Source organism: Paenibacillus sp. Leaf72 (genome assembly GCF_001422685.1).
In the GTDB taxonomy this organism is placed as follows: Bacteria; Bacillota; Bacilli; order Paenibacillales; family Paenibacillaceae; genus Pristimantibacillus.
The window spans coordinates 360642-383978 of sequence record NZ_LMLV01000035.1 but is presented as its reverse complement, the minus strand read 5'-3'; the positions used below and the strand labels follow the sequence as shown (position 1 = coordinate 383978).

The 23337-nt window shown below is 46.5% G+C and carries 17 protein-coding genes and 1 riboswitch; of the genes, 5 read left to right on the top strand and 12 right to left on the bottom strand.

The features are described 5' to 3' along the window. Positions 1 to 9 precede the first annotated feature (9 nt). The 4 genes from ASF12_RS32955 to ASF12_RS32940 all read left to right on the top strand — a co-directional run bounded on the left by ASF12_RS32955 (position 10) and on the right by ASF12_RS32940 (position 6270). Positions 10 to 1368, top strand: coding sequence for an STM4012 family radical SAM protein (locus ASF12_RS32955; protein ID WP_235533363.1), 1359 nt, complete (start codon positions 10 to 12; stop codon positions 1366 to 1368). Continuing rightward, positions 1365 to 2249 (top strand): STM4011 family radical SAM protein, encoded by an 885-nt coding sequence (locus ASF12_RS32950; RefSeq protein WP_056043855.1) that lies wholly within the window; start codon positions 1365 to 1367, stop codon positions 2247 to 2249. Before ASF12_RS32955 ends, ASF12_RS32950 begins: the two co-directional genes overlap by 4 nt. 211 nt (positions 2250 to 2460) lie before the next feature. Then, complete coding sequence (locus ASF12_RS32945; protein ID WP_162241958.1) at positions 2461 to 5436, top strand: hybrid sensor histidine kinase/response regulator; 2976 nt, start codon at positions 2461 to 2463, stop codon at positions 5434 to 5436. 75 nt (positions 5437 to 5511) lie between these two features. Further along, positions 5512 to 6270, top strand: a complete 759-nt coding sequence (locus ASF12_RS32940) for a GGDEF domain-containing protein (RefSeq protein ID WP_081419178.1) — start codon at positions 5512 to 5514, stop codon at positions 6268 to 6270. Between the two features lie 92 nt (positions 6271 to 6362). On the opposite strand, the gene ASF12_RS32935 is transcribed toward ASF12_RS32940, so the two are convergent. The 4 genes from ASF12_RS32935 to ASF12_RS32915 all read right to left on the bottom strand — a co-directional run bounded on the left by ASF12_RS32935 (position 6363) and on the right by ASF12_RS32915 (position 15115). After that, entirely contained in the window at positions 6363 to 7007 is a 645-nt protein-coding gene (locus tag ASF12_RS32935) for a class D sortase (protein ID WP_056043851.1), read from the bottom strand. A gap of 216 nt (positions 7008 to 7223) precedes the next feature. Beyond that, positions 7224 to 13097, bottom strand: a complete 5874-nt coding sequence (locus tag ASF12_RS32930; RefSeq protein WP_056043848.1) for an SdrD B-like domain-containing protein — start codon at positions 13095 to 13097, stop codon at positions 7224 to 7226. A 283-nt stretch (positions 13098 to 13380) separates the two neighbouring features. After that, complete coding sequence (locus ASF12_RS32925) at positions 13381 to 14196, bottom strand: transglutaminase-like domain-containing protein (RefSeq protein ID WP_056043845.1); 816 nt, start codon at positions 14194 to 14196, stop codon at positions 13381 to 13383. A 13-nt stretch (positions 14197 to 14209) separates the two neighbouring features. Beyond that, positions 14210 to 14294, bottom strand: a riboswitch (cyclic di-GMP riboswitch). A 359-nt stretch (positions 14295 to 14653) separates the two neighbouring features. Next, complete coding sequence (locus tag ASF12_RS32915; RefSeq protein WP_155973666.1) at positions 14654 to 15115, bottom strand: hypothetical protein; 462 nt, start codon at positions 15113 to 15115, stop codon at positions 14654 to 14656. Positions 15116 to 15351: 236 nt separating this feature from the next. Between ASF12_RS32915 and ASF12_RS32910 the strand changes: the two genes are divergently transcribed. Further along, the gene (locus tag ASF12_RS32910) at positions 15352 to 15846 is read left to right on the top strand and encodes a GNAT family N-acetyltransferase (RefSeq protein ID WP_063892706.1); all 495 of its coding nucleotides are present in this window, start codon (positions 15352 to 15354) and stop codon (positions 15844 to 15846) included. A gap of 48 nt (positions 15847 to 15894) precedes the next feature. On the opposite strand, the gene ASF12_RS32905 is transcribed toward ASF12_RS32910, so the two are convergent. From ASF12_RS32905 to pyk, 8 genes are all read right to left on the bottom strand, one after another. After that, a complete protein-coding gene (locus tag ASF12_RS32905) occupies positions 15895 to 17058 on the bottom strand; it encodes a response regulator (protein WP_056043836.1) in 1164 nt (387 codons plus the stop codon). 274 nt (positions 17059 to 17332) lie between these two features. Further along, positions 17333 to 17854, bottom strand: a complete 522-nt coding sequence (locus ASF12_RS32900; protein WP_056044072.1) for a DJ-1/PfpI/YhbO family deglycase/protease — start codon at positions 17852 to 17854, stop codon at positions 17333 to 17335. A 95-nt stretch (positions 17855 to 17949) separates the two neighbouring features. Further along, positions 17950 to 18477, bottom strand: coding sequence for a hypothetical protein (locus ASF12_RS32895; RefSeq protein WP_056043831.1), 528 nt, complete (start codon positions 18475 to 18477; stop codon positions 17950 to 17952). 35 nt (positions 18478 to 18512) lie between these two features. Then, on the bottom strand, positions 18513 to 18860 hold the full coding sequence (locus ASF12_RS32890) for a hypothetical protein (protein WP_056043829.1): 348 nt from the start codon (positions 18858 to 18860) through the stop codon (positions 18513 to 18515). Between the two features lie 133 nt (positions 18861 to 18993). Continuing rightward, complete coding sequence (locus ASF12_RS32885; protein WP_155973664.1) at positions 18994 to 19542, bottom strand: hypothetical protein; 549 nt, start codon at positions 19540 to 19542, stop codon at positions 18994 to 18996. A gap of 48 nt (positions 19543 to 19590) precedes the next feature. Continuing rightward, on the bottom strand, positions 19591 to 20040 hold the full coding sequence (locus ASF12_RS32880) for a hypothetical protein (RefSeq protein WP_056043823.1): 450 nt from the start codon (positions 20038 to 20040) through the stop codon (positions 19591 to 19593). Positions 20041 to 20164: 124 nt separating this feature from the next. Then, the gene (locus ASF12_RS32875) at positions 20165 to 21496 is read right to left on the bottom strand and encodes an SPFH domain-containing protein (protein WP_056043820.1); all 1332 of its coding nucleotides are present in this window, start codon (positions 21494 to 21496) and stop codon (positions 20165 to 20167) included. A 344-nt stretch (positions 21497 to 21840) separates the two neighbouring features. Continuing rightward, complete coding sequence (gene pyk / locus ASF12_RS32870; RefSeq protein ID WP_056043818.1) at positions 21841 to 23262, bottom strand: pyruvate kinase; 1422 nt, start codon at positions 23260 to 23262, stop codon at positions 21841 to 21843. Between the last annotated feature and the right edge of the window lie 75 nt (positions 23263 to 23337).

The following is a 23337-nucleotide window of genomic DNA, read 5'->3' as shown; positions in this document are numbered from 1 at the left end:
CGGATGTCTATGCCAACATCACTAACGAGACCAGCGGATTTGCCGGAATGGGGCAAGCGCTGGTTCGCCTCCCCTTACCGCTCCTATCTTTATTCTTATCCGCATAAGACTGCTTATCGACCAATAACGCCGGCGTTGCCCCTTGATGAGCTCTGGAAGCACGAACCGGCTGATTATTATTTTTTATATATGCATATCCCTTTTTGTGGCGTGCGCTGCGGATTCTGCAATTTGTTTACACTGCCTGATCGCCGTACCCATGTCCATGAGCAATATGTAGACGCACTTGAACGCCAAGCTTTGCAGTGGGCTCCTATTATTACAGGAAAGCCTTTTTCCCGCTTCGCCATTGGCGGCGGCACGCCTACGCTGCTTGAAGCTACTCAGCTAAATCGGCTGTTCACAATTGCGGAAGATATTATGGGGCTGGATACATCGCAGGCTTCTATTTCCGTGGAGACCTCTCCCGATACAGTAAGTGAAGAGCGGCTGCAAATTTTAAAAGACCGCCGAACTGACCGAGTTAGTATTGGTGTGCAAAGCTTTATCGATGAAGAGGCCTCGGCGATTTATCGCCCACAGAAGCCTAAACTTGCTGAACAAGCTATTACGATGCTGCAAGCTTTTGATTTTCCATTGCTGAACATTGATTTGATTTATGGTTTGCCGGGCCAAACGACCGATTCATGGATTTATTCGCTAGAGAAAGCAATTAGCTTCTCTCCAGGAGAAATTTTCATTTACCCGCTGTATACGCGAGAGCATACTATTCTAAAGCCAGACCAAATTCAGCGCCAAGGCACCGATGCACGGCTGGAACTCTATCATATTGCATGCGAACGACTTAAGGCGGCAGGCTATAAGCAATTTTCCATGCGGCGGTTCGCTAAAGAAATAACGTTTACGCACAAAAACATTTTACCGTTTAGCTGTCAAGAGGAAGGCATGGCAGGACTCGGCTGCGGTGCGCGCTCTTATACGCGTGAAGTGCATTATGCATCCCGTTATGGCGTAAGTGCGGCGGCTACAAGAAGCATCATTGCCGATTATGTTTCCACAGAAAATTTCCAATCCGCGAATTACGGATTTATATTAAATGTAGCTGAACAGAAGCGGCGGTTTGTTTTAAAAGCGCTGCTTCACGCCGAAGGCTTGTTACTTGCAAGCTATTCAGAACGTTTCGGCAGTGAAGCACTAGCCGATCACTCCGAATTGGCTGAGCTGATTCAACTCGGCTTTGCGCAAATAATGGACGCCGGGCAAACCCTTCGTTTAACGGAGCTTGGCATGGCTTATTCCGATGCAATCGGCGATGAATTTATTTCTGGTGATATAAGAGAATTGATGGAAGGATACGAGCTGTCATGAAGGCCGTGCTGTATTATCGGGGATCGCTTTCTTCCTGCAACTATGACTGTCCCTATTGCCCATTTAGCAAAAATAAAGACAGTGCCGCTACGCTTCGCAAGGACGAGGAGCAATTGCATACGTTCATGGATTGGGTTCGGGAGCAAGGTCACGCCGGCCATGAATTGTCTATTTTTTTCAACCCCTATGGCGAAGCCCTGATCCATCGCTGGTATCGCGAGGCTATGATTGAGCTGTCGCATATGTCCCATATTTCCAAAGTAGCTGTTCAGACAAATCTCTCTACGAAGCTGGACTGGACAAGCCGGCTAAACCCGGAGAAAGCTGCTTTTTGGGTTACTTACCACCCTGGTCAGACGACGCTTAGCCAGATGCTGTCACAGTGTATGCAATTGTATCAACAAGGGCTTAATTTTAGCGTTGGAACGGTAGGGCTGCGGAGCGCCTTTGAGCAAATTGAAGAGCTTCGGAGCAGCCTGCCAGAGGATGTATACGTTTGGGTGAATGCTTTTAAAGATAAGCCCAATTATTACACAGAGGCGGAAATTGTACGGCTTGAAGCCGTTGATCCTTATTTTCTATGGAATACGAGAGATTATGATAGCTTCGGGCAACGCTGCTCCGCTGGCTCCTCGGTGTTTTATGTTCAAGGAAGCGGTGTTGTCAAACATTGCTACAAAGATCGGCGTATCATTGGTCAGCTCTATCGAGACGGACTGGAAGGCTTATCCGCAGAGCGGCCTTGTGGCATGAAGAAATGCGGATGCTATATCGGCTATATCCATATACCAAAGCTGGAGCTTGGAAGCATCTATGCTGATAGTCTGCTAGAACGAATTCCGGCGCATTTTCAGCACAAAGAAAAAGTAATCACTTCATAAAACAGGTTTCTGTTTTCCCTAGACTTTTCCTGTAAAGGAACTTGTCTATTTCTGTCGAATTATAACTAATATGATACTCAAAAACTATCCAAAAATCAGACTTTTCATTTATATCTTGCTATTCGCAAGTATTCTAACTGGACTGCATTTCGCTTGGAACGCAGCGCATAAGCCCCCTGTCCATCCTGTTGCTAAACAAGGTGTACTTGATTTGCGTAACTGGCATTTTACAGATGGGGAAACGATTCGGCTTAATGGACAGTGGGAGTTTTATCCGGATGCTTTTCTCCCACCTGAGCAATTTAATTCCATCCCTGCAGACAAAAGCTGGGCTGCCGTTCCTGCTGCATGGGGCAGTTATTCGGACAAAAATTCGAATCGTTCTGGCTTTGGATTCGGCACTTATCGTCTCAGGCTTTTGCTGCCTGACAATAACGTTGACCAGTATGGAATGGAAATGATGGTTGTATCCAGCAGTTATGAGCTATTCGTTAACGGGCGTTCTGTATCCAAGCTCGGTCAACCTTCAGAAAATAAGCAAGAGCATGTGGGAAAGATGTATCCCCTTATCGCATCTATTACAGGAACACATGAAATGAATATTGTGCTGCATGTGTCCAATTATGATTTCCCTAAAGGGGGCGGCATTACCAAACCGATTAAGTTCGGGACGCTTGCTTCCGTTCAATATGAAAATAATTTTTTAATTGCTATGCAGCTTATGGTCGCAGTCATCTATTTGCTTCATCTTATTTATGTTGGTCTGCTGCCTTTGCTTGGAGTTCGGAAGAAAGAGCTTTTTTATTTTGCCATTGTGGTTTTCTGCATGATGACAGGCACGCTTCTTGATGACAACCGCTTGCTTACGATGTGGCTTCCAATCTCTTTACATTGGACTATAAAAGGGCTAATGATTGCTATGATTGGCGCATCCACGTTGCTATTAACGTTTTCTGCGAACTTCTTCGCTGTTTATCAGAAAGGCAAAGCGGTACGGGTCTATTTATTTCTATGCTTCCTTTATACGCTTGCCATTGCGATATTGCCATTCAATTATGCGATTACTCTTTCACCTTATATGGCTGCTGCGGTTACCGTACCGTCTCTCTTTATTCTTATAATGATTCTGCGCCTGGCCCTTAAGGGCGAAGAGCATATGATTTTTCTCTTATTCGCAGCTATGAGCGTCGCTTCCAGCATTTTTTGGGGCTCGGTCAAGTTAAGAATAGCCTCGGATTTGCCTTATTATCCGTTTGATTTAATTTTTGCTTTTATCTGCTTTGCCTCCTTCTGGTTCAAACAATTTCTGCAAACAAGAACCGATTTGGAGCAGCTTGCTTTCAAACTGCAAAAAGCCGATAAAGCGAAAGATGAATTTCTCGCTAATACTTCTCACGAGCTGAGGAATCCGCTGCATGGCATGATTAATATGGCACAGACCGTATTGGCTAGTACTACCCATTCCATTAGTGAAGCAAGCAAAAACAATTTAATGCTGCTCATTACCGTAGGACGCCGCATGTCGCTGCTGCTTAATGATTTGCTTGATGTGACGCGTCTAAAGGATCGAGATATTCATTTGAATAAGGAAAGCGTCCGGCTGCAAAACATCATTTCCGGTGTATTCGATATGCTGCGTTATTTAACTGAGGACAAGCCTGTCCGGCTTGAAATGAATATTCCCCGTTCATTTCCTAAAATAATCGCGGATGAAAACAGGCTGATTCAGATCTTATTTAATCTCATCCATAATGCGGTTAAATTTACGAATGAGGGGATTGTTAGTGTCCATGCAGAAGCTATTGGCGATAAAGCCTATATCCACATACAGGACTCAGGCGTCGGCATAGAGGCGGACGTACAGCGCACTATTTTCCAAGCTTACGAGCAGGGCGATTCTAGCATGACGGCTATGAGCGGCGGAATTGGCCTCGGACTCAGCATTTGCAGGCAGTTAGTCGAGCTTCATGGAGGCAAGCTAACGGTATATTCGGTCCCTGGTAAAGGTTCTACTTTCACCTTCACCATGCTCCTTGACCCCCATTCAGCTGCTGACGAACCGGAATTTATACTGCCAAGCGCAGTTGAAGCAGCCGTATCTGCAAAGTCCGTCATTGCCGCCGATTCGCAATTACTGCGCCTTGATCAGAGAAAAGCGGCTTCAGAAACACAGCAAAATAAAGCTACTGTGCTCGCCGTGGATGATGATCCTGTTAACTTGAAAATATTATTCAACTTGCTGGATTCAGAGTTTTATGAAGTGGCTACCGTCACGAGCGGCAAGGAAGCACTCAAGCTGCTTGAAACGAAGGAATGGGATCTCATTATCGCCGATGTTATGATGCCGCAAATGTCGGGCTATGAGTTGACCCAAACGATTCGGAAACGATTCAGCATTTCTGAGCTTCCTATTCTATTGCTAACTGCTCGCAGCCGTCCTGAGGATGTCAACACAGGCTTTATGGCAGGGGCAAATGATTATGTTACTAAGCCTGTCGATGCAATGGAGCTCAAGTCTCGCGTACAAGCTTTAACAGACCTCAAACAAACGGTAAATGAGCGGCTGCGAATTGAGGCTGCTTGGCTTCAAGCGCAGATTCAACCACATTTTCTATTTAATACGTTAAATTCCATTGCCTCCTTAAGTGTAATTGACCAATCGCGAATGGTGCAATTGCTGGAGGAATTCGGGAAATATTTGCGAGCGAGCTTTGATATGAAAAATTCAGAACGCGTAGTTCTGCTTCAGCATGAGCTCGACCTGCTTCATTCCTATCTTTTCATAGAGAAAGAACGCTTCGGCAATCGCCTGCAAATTGAATGGGAGCTTGATGAACTGCCGTGGCTTCGCATTCCACCGCTTTCCATTCAGCCGCTTGTAGAAAATGCCGTGCGTCACGGCGTACTCGCCCGTTCAAGTGGAGGCAGCGTGCGTATTCGCCTGAAAGAATACGACAATTATATTGAAATTGCGATTATAGATAATGGGGTAGGTATGGAGGAGGAACAGGTTAGGAGCGTGCTCGAGCAGAACCGTGGAGGAATTGGCCTGCGCAATACTGACCGTCGCTTGAAACAGTTATACGGTAAGGGATTACGCATTGAAAGCACAGAAAAACAAGGCACGGTTGTAAGCTTTACTGTCCCAAAATCATCAACCAATGAAGGTAATTCAAATAAGTTATAGAGCAAGTATAGAAATTGTATAGAAGTTGCGTGTATAATGTTGGGGGAACAAAAAAAATAAATATGGTGATAAAACATGCGCTTAAAAAAATGGGTTAAGATTCTCCCGACCTCCATTATGATTGCCGCAATAACGGGAATGTTGGTGCTGTTTTTCACGCAACTGTTCAGACTCCCCGAGCCAATCTACTCTAACCAGAACCTTCCTTTCTTCTTCAACACCTTTATGGTCATCATCATTACCGTACTAATCATAATAATGCGTGCCATGCTTGTTGAGAGAGCAGTATTGAAGAAGCTTGCTTTTAGGGACGGTATTACTGGTCTATATAATCGTCATGGGCTTGAGCAATTCTGGAAAACATATCGCAGCAAAAAAAGTATGGCCATTCTCTATCTCGATCTGGATCACTTTAAAGAAATAAATGATCGCTTCGGTCATCATGTTGGAGACGCACTGCTTCGGGAGGTCAGCGTTCGCTTACAACAGGTGGAGTCTAAAAAAAGCCGTGAGTTATTCCGGCTTGGCGGTGATGAGTTCGTTATGATTCTCAAAAACTGCGATCCTATTATGGCGAAACGGGCTGCCACGCAAATTTTGGATAAACTGACGACGCCTTATGCAGTCGAAGGTTATCACGTGTTAATTACGGTGAGTATCGGTATTCGGATGTGCACGGCCCGCAACGCTGAGCATGATATGCTTGTAAAAGAAGCGGACGCTGCGATGTATGTGGCCAAGAAACAAGGCAAAAATGGATTTTTTGTCTTCCGGGAAGGCAGAAGCAAGCTCCCGAAAGAAAAATACGGCAATGTTAATCAAGCTAAGCCATAAAACCACAAGGCAAGGAGTTCTACTTCGTCCATTTATTCCGTGGATTGAGAGTGACTCCTTGCTTTTTTTTCCTATTTAGCAATCACGCACCTCTATAGTGTCTCTATTTGACGAGCGTGTACAATTAGCCTGTGCGTCGGATTAATGAGCGGATCACAGGTAATAAGTGTAAGTATATTTTCTCCCGGGACACTATCTAAAACTGATAATTCGGTTGGCTCCACAATTAACGTCTCGTACACTTTATAAATAAATTTGGCAGTGCTCGTCTGCACGACAATTTCATCGCCAATTTCTACTTCATTCAGCCGATTAAATAACCTTCCGGTTGTATGGGCACGATGCGCTGCTACAGCCGCATTGCCCTCCTCCCCAAAAATAGCGGTCTCTCGCATATGTACAGCCGCATGCTTCATATTCGCCTTAGTAGCGCCCTCTAGGATCGGTAATAAGACATCAATACGATCTATCGTAATCGTTGCAATGGGCTTGCCATTTTGAAAATCGTTTAATAGGGAAGCTGCTTCATCCTCGGTTTCTTCTCCTGCATTTAACATATCATTCAGCTGTGCGTAGCTTTGTGCGGCCCCCATATTTACAGGCTCGGGCGTATCCATGAGCAGCAGCGCTTCTTTTAACAGCTTGTCCTGCTCCCGATCAGCCATCCATTCATTCCACTGCGGATAAATGAGCAGCAGCGCTCCGAGCGCTACCAATATAATTGCGATTTTACGCAAATTCTCAGCTCCCTCTGCTTATATGTCTCTTAACTAAACTGAATAGGCTTCTCTATTATGCAGAGCCTGGCTCTACAGTTTCTCTACAGGCCACACGCTTCTATAAAAAAACCTCCAAAACGAATGAAAAATCTTCGTTTTGGAGGCCGTATGTGCAGAGTAGAATGCGTACAGAATCAAAAATTTTCTACTCTTATGAAGCTTACTGCATCACGCTTAAGGACGTGAGCGTTTTTTTCTAAGCAATATAGCTCCAAGGGCAATTAATGCAGCGCCTGCGAGCTGGATTGGCAATTGACTGGACTCACCTGTCTTCGGAAGTGTGCCTTGGTTATTCGGTGCTGGCTTATTTCCATCTCCATCTTCATCCGAATCCTCCACTACCCCGAGCGGGATTTCATCCACATCAATTTCAAATAAAATTTCCTCTTCGTTGCCGTCAGCATCTTTTACAATAATGGAGAAATCATCTTTGCCTGTATAACCTGGGTCAGGCGTATACACCCATTGTCCATTATCGTCAACCGTTACTTGTCCATGCTCCGGTTGCTTGCCAACGTCTGTATTTCCACCTTTCGGAACATCAACTTTACCTTCAACTGGCGTATTTTCCTTAGTCTTATCTTTCTCTACTACAGGAGTCGCCGTTGGTGCTGGTGTCGGTGTGCCTGGCTGAACAGGAGTTGGAGCCACCGGTGTTGGCGTAGGCGTCGCTGTTGGCGTCTCCGTTACAGCAGGTGTTGGTGTAGGAGACGGTGTTGCTGTGGGCGTAGGTGTCGGCGTCGGTACTGATGGGTTGCCCGAATTTCCACCTGGACTAGTTGGCTTATTAATAAGCCCAAGGTCAATCGTCAAATCTTCCCAGCCACGCGGCGCTCCTTCACCAATAACAATAACTTCTGTGTATCCATCTACCTGTTTGTTTGAATCTTCCTCAGCAGACACGCCGTCTGCCTCAGCTTTCGTTACGGTGTAGCCAGTTGGCACAATAAATTTCACAAAATATTGTCCGCTTGGCAATTGATCAAACAAATAATAGCCAGGATTTCCACTCGCATCATTTGCTGTAATGGTTTCTCCAATTTGCTGTTTGTTTTGATCAAAAAGCTGTACGGTAACGCCATTGCGGCCATCCGCAGCCAGTTCATCCTGCTTGCCGTTGTCATTACGGTCAAACCATACATAATTGCCAATAACCCCTTTGGCAACTACGCCAAGGTCAATCGTATGATCAACCCAGCCAGCCGTCTCGTTAATAACAATTTTGACTGTTATGCCGTCTGCATCCGTTGCGTTGGAATCAAGGGCTGCGTTCGCTCCTTGCTCCGCGCTTGTTTTCAAATAATCGCTTGGCAAAACGAATTGAACATAATATTCGCCTGCAAGCAAATTATCGAACAAATAATAACCCGGCTTGCCACTTGCATCATTCGCTGTTGTAGTTTCAGCTACAGGCGTACCTGTGCTGCTGCCTTTATACAGCTTCACCACAATGCCATTAATTCCGTCTTTCTCATCTTCGTTCTGCAAGCCATCACGGTTGCGGTCGAGCCATACATAATTCCCGATTTCTCCGCGTGGAACAAGACCCAAATCAATCGTCAGATCATTCCAGCCTGCCGGCCCAATCGTAATGACCTCGGTTATTCCTTGGCCATCCGTTTTGTTGGAATCCACATCTGCCGCTCCAGCTTCCGGCTTCGTTACGCCGTATTCTGCCGGAATGACAAACTGGACATGATAATCGCCTTGCGGCAATCCGGCAAACAAATAAAATCCTGGCTTGCCATTTTCATCATGCGTCACGGTCTCAGCCAATACATGGTTTGCATCGTCATAAAGCTTAACGATAATGCCATTAATGCCTGTTTCCGCTGCATCTTGCAGCCCATCTTCATTACGGTCAAGCCATACATAATTGCCGATGGAGCCCCGCTCATCCGAAACGACAGGTATTTCATGCTCAGTCGTCACCGGCGGTGTTTCATCGGAAACAGCTTTAGCCACATTGATAATGGAAGCCGCTGCTGTATCTACTGATGTTACTTGATAGGAATACGTAAATTCCTTCGATTCCCCAGATTTTAGCGATGGAATGCTCGGTATGCCGGATACTTTCGTATCCGTAATCACAACATTCGTTAAATCGCGTTTGCCTGTATTCGTTACTTTAACCGTGTAGTTAATCCAGCTTCCTGCTGCTGTATCGGATACAGCGACTGCACTGCCTCTTTTCTCAATCTTAAGCCCTGCTGTCGGAATGCTAGCCTCATCCTTAATCGGATCAGGGGATTCATTGTAATACACGGTTGCTACATTATCCAAATCTGTCAAATCCAAATCCGCACTCGTGACACGGTATACGCCTTCAAGCGTCAATCCCGCTCCTGCTGCAAGATTTTTAATGACAATAGACGGATTCGTTCCGCTATTAGCCAACTGGCCAATAATGTCTGGTCTGTCATGGCTGCCGCCATTCAAGGCAACTTCCTCGCCATTATACGTCAGCTTAGTAAATTCAAAGCCAGCTTGCAGTCTGTCAAGCGCATCTGAAATTTTAAAATTATGCAAAGTAACAGAAGATGTATTTTTCAAAGAAAGCTTATAATGCACATCGTTCCCTACCACTACATATTGCTGCGATGGAGCAATTGTCGAGGAGCCTTGCGTCACACTTGTAATTTCTTTCTCAAACGTGATGGTTGGGTAAGACTCGCCAGTAGGTGATGCTGTTTCGATTAAGCCCAAATCGATTGTCGGAATTTTACCAGCAGTACCCAAGCTGATCGTATCCGTACGATATGGCGTATAACCGTCTACTGCAGCGCCTTTCGTTACCAGGTTGGAGTCATTGTCATTCGTATGGCTTGGATCTGCGCCATGCACATTGGCTGTCGTCGGCATGTAGCGATCTGGCAGCACAAACTCTACGAAATAATTTCCTGCCTCAAGTCCCTGGAACAAATAGTAGCCTGGGCTTCCATTGTAATGATAGCCTGTCTTGCTTGACTTGAACGGTGTCGTTTCACCCGCTTTGTACAGATTTACGGTAATGCCGTTAATACCTGCACCTTGGCCGCTGTCGCCTGGATATTCTTCATCCTGCGTGCCATCACGGTTGCTGTCGAACCAGACAAAATTGCCGATTTCGCCAAGCGGTACATGCTCGTCATTCGGGTGAATCAGGAAGCCGACTTTGTTAGGCGCTGTTGGAAGCATTTTGCTGCCTTCATCATTGCCTGCACCGATTTCAGTTGCTTGAATGGCAAAAGAGTTCCAAGCTACTTCATTTGTCGGTGCTCCTACAGGGGCATCCATTTTCCAATCCAATACGATATAGTCGCCTGGCGCAAGTCCAGATGCTCCATCACTGCCTACAATGTTCGACAGCTGGAAGTAGAGCGATTTGATGTCTGTCAAATCATCCTTTTGGTAATTCCCTTGTTCGATCCAGCCCTGCTTGCTGTCATTCACATTCGTGAAATTGACAACCTGCTCCTGATTAACCGACTTGCTGTAATACGCGGACAGCGTGTAGTTTACCGTTCTGCTTCCCGCTGCCGCTGAGGATGTAAAGGTTTTATTGCCGGAAGAGAGTACTTCCGCTAGGTTAGGCTGCCATTGGGAGCCCCTTGCTTCATAAGGCGAACCGCTGTTGACGCGCAGTGCATTATCGCCTACATGCGGCAAAATATCCAGCACATCAATGACGCCGAGTCTCGTATTGCCGCTATTGCGAACTGCCAATCTGTAATCCGCTGTTCCGCCTTCGTACGTTACGCTGTAGCGCGGGTACTCGGTGTATTCAATATCGCCATCACAATCAAATGGCTGTACAGGAAGAGCTGGTTCTCCATCATACGTAGCATCATCTGATGCCCGGAAAATAGGCTCCAAATCGCCTTGATTCCATTTTGTCGACTGGACGAGAGATGCTTTGCGTACCGTTACGTTCGCTGAAGCATGAACAAAAAACTCATTCGTTCCCGCCGTTGGATCAAAGCCTATAACTGTATCTTTAATCGTATTGTTGCGTGTTTGCCACGCTGGCAAACTTTGCGGATTATCCTGTGCGGAATCCCCTGTATGCCAGAACTCTGAATTTGGATCGCTTGTTGTAATATACATATCGTTCGTGTAGGTAGTACCTTGAGGCGTACCTGCACGGACCTCGCCTTTATAGCTGATTTCAAAGCTTGTACCTGGAGCAAAAGAGGTGCCGTCGGACCATGACCATTTCACAAGGGTCCGTCCCGTACCGTTCCAGTTTTTATCAACAAGCTCCAGCTGTGGAGCACTTGCTCCAGCAGGCGTGCCCGTAAATGTAAACGAGGCTGCCAGTGCCGCAGCAGGATCAGCTATTTTAGGATTCGTGTAATAATCAAAGCTTGTTGGCAATAAATCATAGACAACTGGATTAATATAAGGTCCCGTTGCTTTAATATCGTTGCGGACCGTAAGTGTGAACGGCACCGTGCTGAGTGGACGGAAATTTCCCGCTCCAATCGCTTTATTAGCTACAAGCCATGGCTTCTCATTGTTGATGTTGAAATCTGCCTGAGCCGTTTTCTGAGGCTTGTCATCCCATTGGCCCGGAATGGTAACATTCAGCGCTTGATAATCCAGCGTGACTTGATTCGTTACTTGATCACCGTGGACGACAGGGGTGTTCGTGCCATTAGCAAAATCTCTAACGGTCCCTGTAATTTCAATGCCGCCAATTGTACCTCCTGGAGCTAGGGTGCTGAACGACCACTCCAAGGCAACCAAAAATTCGCCAGCATTTAGCACAATGCGGTTCGTACCAGCTGTCGTGCTCACTGTAATTGTGCCGTTAGGCGCAAGGCTGCCGCTATACGCATGCCAAGTTTCAGTCGTACCATCGCTTGTTTTATAACGAAGCTGGGAAGTGAAAACATTTGGCATTTTAATGCTGCTGTAGTCCATTTCCGCAGGCAGCACATCTGTCAATACCAGGTTCGACAAAGAGGTATTTACATTCGTCCCCGTATTGCTGATGCCGCCGATGTTGAACTTCTGTGTTTGGCCATGCCAGCGATACTGGTAAACACGCGACTTGGTTAGTCCGGAAACGCCAGATACTGGCTCTCCGAATTTAGTTGTCACATCAGCGTCAGGATCAGTGACCGAGCCGCCACCTTCGAGCGTATAACCGCTCAAAATTTCAACATTATTTTTGCGTTCCAGCGGTGTTCCGGTCGGATGACCATACCCTAAATCGTCAGGGAAGGTGACCGATACTTTCGCTTCGAAAGATTGTCCGGAAGCAAGCTCAATATTCGACCAAGTGATCGTGCGAGCTGTTGAATCATAGACACCGCCTTCTGTTGAGCTCACATATACAGCATCTGGCGGCAGTGTATCGACTAACGTCGCATTTTTCAAGCTGCCAGGGTTATCATTGCCGGCTTCGCCTTTAATGCCTACCGTATACTCAACCGCTCCGCCAATAATCGGAACTGTGCTGCCAAATCCAGTAGCTTGGCTTTTATAAGCCCACCACTTGTCGTAGGTCGAAGCAGTTGGCGTCGCCGTCGGTGTTGCTGTAGGCGTCGGTGTAGCTACCGGATTCGGGTCCGCGTTAATCGTTACATTCGCCGATGCCGTTGTACTTTCCGCTGAATCAACGAGTGTAATCGTCGCCGTATTCGTCGTAGGCACAACCGAGCTTGAGCCAGTCGGCTTCGCTTTCACGGGAATTTCCAGCTTCACCGAAGTACCGGAAGGCAATGGATGTGCATTGACGGTTAGAGTTTGGCCATTTTTCGTATCCCAGCCTCCATCCTCCCAGCCATCTACAATTTCAAATTGTGCCGGTACTGTATCAACAATCGTTACATTCTTACCGACATGAGTCGCTCCATCTGCCTGATACAAGATCGTATACTTGAAGGTATCTCCTACATTAACAGTGCTCACACTGGCTGTCTTTGTAAAAGTCAGCCCTGTAATCGGTCCTGCTGCCTGTACCGGTGCTGCGAATGGCTGTAATGCAGCTTGCAGCAGCAAAACGAGCAGCATGATCCAGGAAATCTTGTGCCTGATCGCTCTCTGTCTACTTGCGGGCATCTCATCAATCCTCTCTTTTTCTCTATCTCCTCTAGTTTCTCTCTTGTTGTGAATACCGATAATGCCTAGTACAAAAACATTACCTTACAAATACCACGTCATTTTCCATCCTCTTCCTCCTTGTATTCAAATAAGAAAATTATATCCAGCCCAACTGTACAAAAACTTTACAAGCCTCCCCTTTATCCGTCAGCTAAATAACTGCAAAAAAGCTTCGTCCATCCGATGAAGGATAGACGAAGCTTCTGTGTGTACCTATTGAGTTATATGTGTTTATTTCCGTTTAATAAACTTTAGCAGCCGTATAACGCGAGCTGTCTTTAATCATTTTGCCCGCTTTCTTGCTGTTCTTCAGGCCAGCATCAAGCGTCGTATCGATCGTGATCCATTTGCCGTCCAAATATACTTCATTCCAGGCGTGATAATTTGATACATCAGACGCTTTGCCCGTCACCATCTTGGCCGGAATGTCCAAGCTGCGAAGCATGCCTGCCATTAATGCAGCGTAGCCGTAGCAAATATCTTTCTGCGAACTAAAGGTACGATCGATTTGAGGCAAATAATCGTTGGTCACCTTAGCCGCAAGCTGATGATCGTAAGAAATATTCGCTACAATATAATTGTAAACCGCCGTTACCTTCTCGGTATCCGTCTTTGCTCCCTTAGTCAGTTCCAATGCTTTCTTAACCGCTTTGCTGTTGCTGCTCCAATCAATATTTTGAATGGAGTTCAAATAGACGAGGCTGCTGTCACTCAAATTCAAGGTAACTTTGCCTGTATGAACTGCTCTATATTTTTTGGTACCACTTACGTTTTCCAATAATGAAATCGTATAATCTCCATTGCCCAGTTGAAGCGCAAACCATTCTTCTGTCTGGTTTGTCCGGAGCGCATACGTATAATTTTTGCCGTCTTTGGCTACAACCAGCCTTGTATCTACGCCTGACTTGACCTCATAACGAATGCCGATGCTTCCTTTATCCACATTGGATTCGTCGAGCCAGCTTGTCCCAGCTGCCGCTGCCACTTGAGCAGTTGCTTGAGGGAACACGGACAGAATCAACGCCAGCAAAATCATAACCGTTAAACTTTTGCGCATAAAAAAAACTCCCTTCGGTGGCTAGGCTGCCATCTAATAATAGAGAAGGCCCTTTAGCTTTGCGTCCCTGCCTTTCGACAGGTTTGCCGTTATCGTGTAAAGTTTTGTAAGTGGTGTTAGGTAGAAAAACTACCTTATATTAAACTATGATTATCTCTAGTATATACCCATTATTTGCAATAAACAATACGTTAAATCTTTTTTATTTCCAGGCTGAGGCTTGTATTTTCTGGTTTTTCTTCATCCATCTCCGCTTTAACCGTTTCATAAAAGGCTCTTCCTTCCGCTCTTTAAGCATGCCCTTTACGTCTCTAAGCAGGAGCATATACCGCATTTCATCTTCGTGCTTCAAGCTTTGAAATTCTTTCAAATGTTCTGCGCCCATCTCGCTTCAACTCCATCATGCGTTTTATCAATCCTATGTCGGTTGATAAAATTCCGATACCCGAAACAGCGTTTAGCTGCTTTTGACCGTGTAAAACTTTTGGAATCTCCAAAACTTCCTTGGTCCTGTCGACAAATAAAGCCACGCAAAAAAATCACGAATACCATCATCTACGATTCCCTCATTGTACCGATAAAGCTGACGCTGGTAGTTCAGGCGGCATATTTCCACCCCGTCCCACCAAAAAGAAAACGTGTTCCGCTTATCATCATGCTCCAGAGTAATCATAAATTTCCCTTCCGAAAGCTGAAAATACTGCTTGTCATAAAAAAACAAAGGCCCCTCAGAAGTAGCTGTAATGCCAATAAAATGACCTCTATGATGGGTATAAAAGCCACGAACGATGGTGTAATCGGTCATTTGATTCAAATTCAGCTGTCGTAGGTGCTGGGCTCCCTCGCTTATACAGCAAGCCAGCTCAGGATAGCGAAAATGGCGAATGACATTCATTTGCCGCTTCTCGGTTATCATCATCTTCTTCAACCATTCCTTTGGACATGCTATTTTTTTGAAAATGAAGCTCGTAAAGCTTGTCCGTCTCCATTTTCACCTACTCCTCCATTATAAATAGGGCAACTCTACAATTTCTCGACAAAATCTCTGTTTAATCTCGCAAAACTTACAAAATAATAGGCCGCATAGAATATTGAATTTTTATTCCTTCAACAGTATGATAATTCAAAGGAATACTCAGAAAGGACTGCAGCCCTTTGGAAGAACAAAAACTTTGGACTAGAAGCGACGGATTTACAATTAGCACAAATAAAGCTTATTTGGATATTGAAACGATTTATAAATTTCTAAACGAGGAATCTTATTGGGCAAACGGAATTGACAAAGAACTTGTACAAGCAGCCATTGAACACTCCATTTTGTGCTACGGCATTTATCAGGGGAATCCGCTTAAGGAACAAGCGAAGCTAGTTGGTTTTGCGCGAGTTGTCACCGACCTTGTCCGCTTTTCCTGGTTAGGGGATGTATTTGTTATACCCGAGTTTCGAGGTATAGGACTTAGCAAGTGGCTATTAGAAACCATATTGGAGCACCCCAAACTAAAAGGAACAAGCTTTAATCTAGGTACAAAAGATGCTCAGACTTTATATGCCAAGTATGGTTTTAAGCCTCTCGAGCAAGTAGAAAGAAGAATGGCACGGCCATTGGATTGGAGAGCTATTTATGAGGGCTATGGTTTAAAAAGTCAATAGCACTCGCTTGCCCCTCCAATTATTTACCATTTTGTTTCCTTCACCAGTCTACAAACCATTAACGCCGCTTTTCCAATCTTTGTACCATTCTGTAATGTATGCGCTTGGCTGCTCGTTCAATTCCTCCATCAGCGCGGCGGTTAAAGCATTGTACTGCTGATTAACCATAAGATGATTCCCTTTAGACGCATACAGCTGCATTAAGGCAAAATAAGCCTCTTCCGCCTGCGCATGCTCCTCGATAATTCGAATATATCCGGCAATCGCTTTATCCAGCTGGCCATGCTCGACATGCCAAGCTTCCAAGCGATAGGAAGTATTCAGCCACAGGCGCTTCAGGCGCTGGCGTTCGCTCTCCGCCCACCAATAATCATAATCCTTTAAATAATCGCCTCGATAAAGATTCATAGCCTCCTCGTATTCCGCAAGGGTTGCCGCCGCTAGCGGCGGTGCAGCAGCAATTCCTCTCTCCCATTCCTCCACATCCAGCACAACCTGATTAAGCGTCAATATGTATCCTTCTGTTGTATTGGCGATGTGAAAACACTTTCCAAACTGATCAAGCGTTTTCCTAATATGGTACACCGTCGTATACAGCTGGGCATATACTTTCTCCGTCCCATTATCGGGCCATAGCAAATCGATTAATAGCGATTTCCTTACCAGCTGTTCGCGATGCTGGAGCAAATACAGAAACAGCTCCTGCGCCTTTGTCGTACGCCAACGTATGGCTGCATCCTTTTTTCCAGAAAATTCGACACTAAACTGCCCCAGCAGCTGCAAAATCAGGTGCTGCTCCTCATTCGTTTTTATCACTTGCTGCACGGCCTGCCCTTTATCCTTCACATGGGAGTCCAGCCGCTTCTGAATCCGTTCCATCGTTTTCATTAACCGCTCAGGATGGATCGGCTTGACGACATAATCCAGCGCATTCAGCTCAAAAGCTTTCACTGCATATTCATCATAAGCGGTTACAAATACGATATTCAGCTCTGGTCTTACCTCCAGCAGTTGCTCGGCAAGCGCAATGCCACTGACTTCGGGCAAATTAATATCCAAAAATACAACATCCGGCAGATCAAGCAAAATCCGCTCTTTCCCGACCGTTGGATCCTCATATTTCCCCAATACCTCTACGTTATTTAGTTTCACGAGTTGCCGCTCCAAGTAATCCAAAGCGAGGCTTTCATCATCTACAAGGATAACCTTCATGCTTGACTCCTTTAATATACGAAATAACCACTCGTTCACAAACTCTGCCATGCTGACAACAATTATAATGCAGTTAAATAGTTGCCGCAATCATTTGGCATGAATAGTCGTTACAAATTCAGGAAAATTTATATAGCAAAAGAGCAGCAAGCGTTAAACCTAAGGCAGGTCAAACGCTTGCTGCTCTTGCGATTTGCGGTTTTGGTTTTGCCTACAGGCAAAACTCGCAGCGATAATAGATGGAATACACGATCCAGTTGTTCTGCTAGACAGTCTACCAGGCGTTGACGCCCAGTTGTTCAATCGTTGCTTGAATAAAAGCCGGCTCGTCCTCTGGCGTACGGGAAGTAATCAAATTACGATCAACTACGACTTCCTCATTGCGAAAATGCCCCCCGGCTGCCTGCACTTCCTGCTCCAGCTCTGGATAAGCCGTCAGTGTGCGTCCTTGCAGCAAACCAGCTTCCGCCAAAATTTGCGGGCCATGGCAAATGGCAGCAATGGTAATGCCTTTTTCATCAGCCTCTTTGACAAAAGCTTGCACGGCCGCATCTTCCTTCAAGTGGGAAGGTGATGCGCCGCCAGGAATAATAATAGCCGCATAATCGCTCGCCTTCGCCTCATTAATCGCAAGATGCGACTTATAGGCAACTGTGCCCTGCTTGCCTTTTAGTTCCTCATTGCTGCGCAAGCTTATAATAACCGCCTCATGGCCATTTTTCACCATTTCATCATACGGATTTTGCATTTCTGAATCTTCAAAGCCATCGGCCAGCAGAAAAGCCACCTTCTTCATTTGCGTCATCATTTACACGCTCCTTCTTGTTTGGGCTCTATGTTACTTTACCCTAAAAAAAGGTTTCGCAAACAAATCCTGCTGTTCATATTCCATCAACGATACACGAGCATCCTCCCGCAATAGTCGCATTCCTCGCTTTGCTGGGGAAGAAGCACCTTATTCGCCCCGCAGCCTGGGCAGCTGATTGTTTTAGGTTCAGATGATGCTGGGGGCGGAGAGCTCTGCCTTGCATTATCGTGTTCTGTCTGCTCTACTAAACGGGCAGCTGCTGCCGCTTGCTCCTCCGCTTCTCTTGCAGATTTTCTCGCTTGCTCCTCATTTTCAGCAAGACTTTTCTCATGCAATAGCTCTTGTCTTGCGATATGCAATTCAAGCTCTAAAGAATCAATCGTTTCCTTATGCTTCTTTTGGACTGATTTACGGTTCGAATAGCGCAAACCAAGGTACACTCCAATCCATGCTGGGAAAACGAAAATCAAGGAATAAAGAAGAATATAAAACATTAATTCTTCCCGATTTGGAGTCGATATTCCATTTTTAATAAAGAAAGCACCAATAACTAACCACACAATTCCGTTTACATACGAAATCATTTTAGATGAATCGTATCCCTTCCGCATTGCTCATCCCGCCTCTGTATCATCGTCCAGTCTCTTTAATTTAAATGTTGTACTCGTGCAAGTCTTGCCCTCTTCAGCTCACTTGTTTCGTTTTGCATCTCATGCAATCGCTGCTCCAAGCTGGCTGAATACTTCTGTGCTTTTTCCATGTATTCTTTTTGTTTTATTTTATCGACCTTCTCGATCATTGCCGCCAATATAAATATGACTGCCGCTGTTATCCCGAAATATTTCCCGAAAAATAAAGCCTGCTCCGCGAAGGACATCTCACCTGCTCTATATAAGGGCATATACAGCATGCCATTCACAAGACATCCGATTGCAATTATTTTAAGTACTCCACCCATCCCGCTATCCCCTTTCCCTTTCGTTGCTGCAATCATTTGAGACCATAAGCTGCTATTATATTGAATCTCTTACCCTAGTAAAAAAAGCAGCATCCGTTAAACCCGCTATAGGCTAAACGCTTGCTGCTCTTATTTCTCTTTGGAGACCCTCAAATAGGCTGGCTTAAAATTAACTATACACCAGCATCGTTCCACAATAGTCGCATTCCACGCTCTGCATAGGCTGCAGCACCTTTCTCGCGCCACAACCCGGACAACTGATATTTTTAGGCATGAGGGGTGGCGGTGGCGGAGACGACGGTGGAGGCGGTGATGTACGGCTCGCGGCTTCGCGCCTTGCCGCTGCCTCTGTTTCTGCGCGCAAAGCCGCCAGCGTCGCTTCCTTCTCAGCCTCTAGCCTAGCCGTTGCTTCCGCTTCCTCGGCTCGTTCGCGTTCTTCTCTTGCAAGCTCCTGCTCATGCTCCAGCTTCTGTAGCTCTATTCGAAACTGGACTAGATATGGCTCCTGTTCATTTAAATATTTTTGCTTCCAATTAAAACGCCTGTTCTTCCTTACCCCAACACAAAAAAGGGAAGCGCCAGGAAATAAAGAGAAGACAACCCAAGAGGCTATGAGTCCATCTAATCCATAACTTGGGTCCAATGTATTCGGATATAAGATGAGACCTAAAGCAGCCCAGAATACGCCAATTGCCTTGTGCCAAAAACCAGCTGCCATTTTCATTCACCCCGTCTTTCGCTCTGCATGGCATAGGAGCCTTTACACCTAGCGGTATTCAATACTTGCATGGCAATATTCGCAGAGGATTGTTTGTTTAGGCCATAGCATCGTATGGTTGCCACAGCTTGGGCAAGCAACAGATTTTCTCCCTTGTCCTGAGCTGCCCGCTGGAGCCCTGCCTTCCCTTGCCTGCTCTCTCTGCAAACGGGCATGCCTCATTTCGTCGGCCATTTTTTTAGCCTCGAAGGTGTTTTGTTGTATCGTGGCATGGGTCGCCCGGATGTTTGCGACCCATGCGTCATCACGCTTCTTCTCACTCTTGGCAAAAAAATACGCCATAATAAAAAAGAACAAAGCAGGAAGAATCGCTCCTAATAAATATATTCCTACTTTTTGTGTAAATAAAAGCGAACTTGGCCTATTATCGAAACCGCCTAGCATATAACCTACAATTAGCAATAATCCCACTCCAATTACGCGAAACAGCAAACTCATGAAGCTTTCCCTCTTTCCCAGCAGCAACGCCATTACGTCTCACGCGCAGTAATGTGCTGCTTTTGATAGCTGCCACAGCCCAATATTTGCGTCCCCTGTGCACTGCACTCGAGCAGCAAAAGAGCTATGCTCTGCCAGCAAGTCCATGCCCGCATTCCGGACAAAACTTCTGCCCCGGCTGCACTTCATGACGACATCCTGGACATTGCTGGCTGCCGCTGCTGTTGCTGGTTCCGCAGTGCGGACAAAACTTGGCGTTTGCGGCTACTTGCTCGCCGCAGCCTCTGCACGGATGCGGCAACGTCTCGCCGCAAGCGCTGCAATTGACTGCATCCTCCGCACAATCCGCGCCACAGCTTGGACAAGGATTATAAGCATCGCCGCAGTTGGCGCAAAACTTGGAATTTTCCCGATGCGGCATCCCACACTTATCGCAATTATGAATCGGTCTCGGCGCTCCCGCCTGACCGCCAGCGGAGCTGCCGGCAAGCCCTTTGCCGCAGCTGTTGCAAAACTTCGCCTGCGCATCGTTGCGGCTCTGACAGCTTGGACAAACCTGAGCTGCGCCGGCTGCTCCATACAGCTGCTCGCCCAGCTGTCCAAATTGGCTGCCGAATATGCCGCCAATTCCCGCTCCCATGCTAAGTCCGAGGGCTGCGCCCATGACGCCAGCTTGCGAGCTGCCTTCATTTTTCGCTGCGCCCTCCAAGGTGTCGAAGGTACGCTCCTGCTGGTAGTTGTAGCCGATAATGTCCATCTCTGCTTTGCGCGCAAGCGCTTCGCGCAGCCGTTTCAGCGAGGCATCATCCTCCGGTGTACTGATGGAATCAATGAAGAAATTAACGAGCCGAATGCCGAATGGGTGCATCAGCGCCCCAACTCGTTCTTCGACGTGCTTGGAAATTTCGCCGATGTAGGCGTTGATTTCAAGCAGGCTCACTTTTTTGAACACCAGATAGGAAGAAAGCAGCTCATTAATATTCATCATAATCATGCCGCGCAAATGTTTGGACAGCGTTTCTTGATTGAACAGCGGGAGCGTTCCAACCAGCTTGGACAAAAACCGGCGTGAATCCTCAATCGCAATGCCGAACTGGCCGAAAGCCCGAACCGGAATGACAATATTGTATTTCGGGTCCTGCAATTGAATCGGCGACGACGTTCCCCACTTCACATCGAGAGATACCTGCTTGTTCACAAACCACACCTCGGCCGAGAACGGCGATCTCCCGCCAAAAGGAATGTTAACCAACTGGTTTAAAATCGGTATATTAAGCGTACTGAGCGTATGCCTGCCAGGCCCGAATAAATCGAGCGCCTGACCGCCCTTGAATAACAGCGCCTCTTGCGTATCATTAACGATTAACTGCGTCCAAGTTCCTAGCTCCGCATTCGGATATTTCCAAGCGTATACGTCCGGAGAACCGTCGTATTTGACCACCTCTACTATAGCCATTCCCTCTCACCTCTAACATGTTGACTTTTTTTGTCACTCACTAGCAGCTTGACGAAACAGAGGCTATTCTGCAAGAAAAGCTTCGCCTTTTTCACTGCACTATCAAAACTTCTATCTCTATTATTTAATAATAAGAACAATTTTCCTGTTTTTCAACAAAATTATGGTCCATATTCCACAGATTTAAGCTAATTTCTCCAGCATTCGACTTTACTAAGCAAGCCTAACCTAAGAAAAAAGACATGGATCGATAATCCTGCCCCGCCTAGGCCAGTCTATCATCCATGTCTTATCGTTTAGCTTGCGTTTAACTTGCGTTCAGCTTATCGCGTCTAGGCTTGCGGCTATACGCCGTATTGCTCGATTTTAATCAAATTCGTCGTACCGGATAAGCCAACAGGCGCTCCAGCCGTAATGACGACAAAATCTCCCTCAGCAAGCAGCCCGGTTTGCTCCGCATCCGCCATTGCCGCATGCAGCAGCTCGTCCGTCGTGCCAGTCTTCGTGCCCTTCACCGGAATAACGCCCCAAATCAGCGCCAATAGCGGCAAAATTTTCTCGTCGGAAGTAATCGCGATAACTGGCGATTGCGGGCGATATTTGGATACCATCCGCGCCGTAAAGCCGCTTTCCGTACGAGTAAGAATCGCTTTCGCCTTGAGCTCCAGAGATGAGCTGACGACCGCTTGGCTAATGACTTCGGTAATCGTCGTGGAAGCAAGCTGACGGCGCTCCTGGAAGCCTGCATAGTAGTCCAGTTGGGACTCCGCCTTAAGCGCAATAGCAGCCATCGTTGCAACCGATTGAACCGGATATTTGCCCGCAGCCGTCTCGCCAGACAGCATGATTGCATCTGTTCCTTGCATAACCGCACCTGCAACGTCGCTCACTTCTGCTCGTGAAGGACGCGGGTTTACTTGCATGGAATCCAGCATATGGGTCGCAACAATAACCGGCTTGCCTGCTACGTTACACTTATTAATCATGTCGCGCTGCATCGAAGGCACATCTTGAACAGGAATTTCAACGCCCAAGTCGCCGCGGGCAACCATAATGCCATCCGAAGCTGCAATGATGGAATCCAGGTTTACGACGCCCTCTTCATTTTCAATTTTCGAAATGATTTGAACGTGGCCAGCACCGTGTGCTTGCAGCAGCTCGCGAATTTCCAAAATATCTTCCGCTCTTCTTACGAAGGAAGGCGCAATAATATCGATGTTTTGCTGGATGCCGAAGTGGATATGGCGAATATCGCGCTCTGTTACACCTGGCAGCGTCGTGCGGATGCCCGGAAGGTTAACGCCTTTGCGCGGCTTGATCAGACCGCCGTTTACGATCGTGCAGTGTACTTCCGTCGCTTCCACCGATGCCACCTCAAGATCAATCAGGCCATCATCGAGCAAAATTGTATTGCCAGGCTTCACGACAAGCGGAAGCTCGCTATAGTTAACATGAATGCGGCGGCCATTGCCCAGCACTTCTTCCGTCGTCAGCGTCAGCGTCTCGCCAGCCACCAGCATGTAAGAAGCTTCCTCCAGCTTGCCAATCCGCACCTCTGGTCCTTTAATATCCAGCAAAATCGGCACGATTGCATTTTCAGCAGCAGCCGCTTCGCGAATCCGCTCAATACGCCGGGCATGATCCTCCAGTTCCCCGTGCGCCATATTCAGACGCGCCACATTCATCCCCGATCGAATCATTTCCCTTAAAGTATCAACCGAATCACAAGCAGGTCCCATCGTACAAACAATTTTGGTTTTACGCATGAAGTCTCATTCCTCCTGAACATTTATACCCCTATTATAAACCTAGCCGTTTCAATCGACTACGAAATATAGTAT

Bases quoted from the DNA above. Each gene is read 5' to 3' on its own strand.
- ASF12_RS32955 (WP_235533363.1), top strand. From the start codon at position 10: ATGCCAACATCACTAACGAGACCAGCGGATTTGCCGGAATGGGGCAAG.
- ASF12_RS32950 (WP_056043855.1), top strand. From the start codon at position 1,365: ATGAAGGCCGTGCTGTATTATCGGGGATCGCTTTCTTCCTGCAACTAT.
- ASF12_RS32940 (WP_081419178.1), top strand. From the start codon at position 5,512: ATGCGCTTAAAAAAATGGGTTAAGATTCTCCCGACCTCCATTATGATT.
- ASF12_RS32930 (WP_056043848.1), bottom strand. From the start codon at position 13,097: ATGCCCGCAAGTAGACAGAGAGCGATCAGGCACAAGATTTCCTGGATC.
- ASF12_RS32925 (WP_056043845.1), bottom strand. From the start codon at position 14,196: ATGCGCAAAAGTTTAACGGTTATGATTTTGCTGGCGTTGATTCTGTCC.
- ASF12_RS32915 (WP_155973666.1), bottom strand. From the start codon at position 15,115: ATGATGATAACCGAGAAGCGGCAAATGAATGTCATTCGCCATTTTCGC.
- ASF12_RS32905 (WP_056043836.1), bottom strand. From the start codon at position 17,058: ATGAAGGTTATCCTTGTAGATGATGAAAGCCTCGCTTTGGATTACTTG.
- ASF12_RS32900 (WP_056044072.1), bottom strand. From the start codon at position 17,854: ATGAAGAAGGTGGCTTTTCTGCTGGCCGATGGCTTTGAAGATTCAGAA.
- ASF12_RS32895 (WP_056043831.1), bottom strand. From the start codon at position 18,477: ATGCGGAAGGGATACGATTCATCTAAAATGATTTCGTATGTAAACGGA.
- ASF12_RS32890 (WP_056043829.1), bottom strand. From the start codon at position 18,860: ATGATTGCAGCAACGAAAGGGAAAGGGGATAGCGGGATGGGTGGAGTA.
- ASF12_RS32885 (WP_155973664.1), bottom strand. From the start codon at position 19,542: ATGGCAGCTGGTTTTTGGCACAAGGCAATTGGCGTATTCTGGGCTGCT.
- ASF12_RS32880 (WP_056043823.1), bottom strand. From the start codon at position 20,040: ATGAGTTTGCTGTTTCGCGTAATTGGAGTGGGATTATTGCTAATTGTA.
- ASF12_RS32875 (WP_056043820.1), bottom strand. From the start codon at position 21,496: ATGGCTATAGTAGAGGTGGTCAAATACGACGGTTCTCCGGACGTATAC.
- pyk (WP_056043818.1), bottom strand. From the start codon at position 23,262: ATGCGTAAAACCAAAATTGTTTGTACGATGGGACCTGCTTGTGATTCG.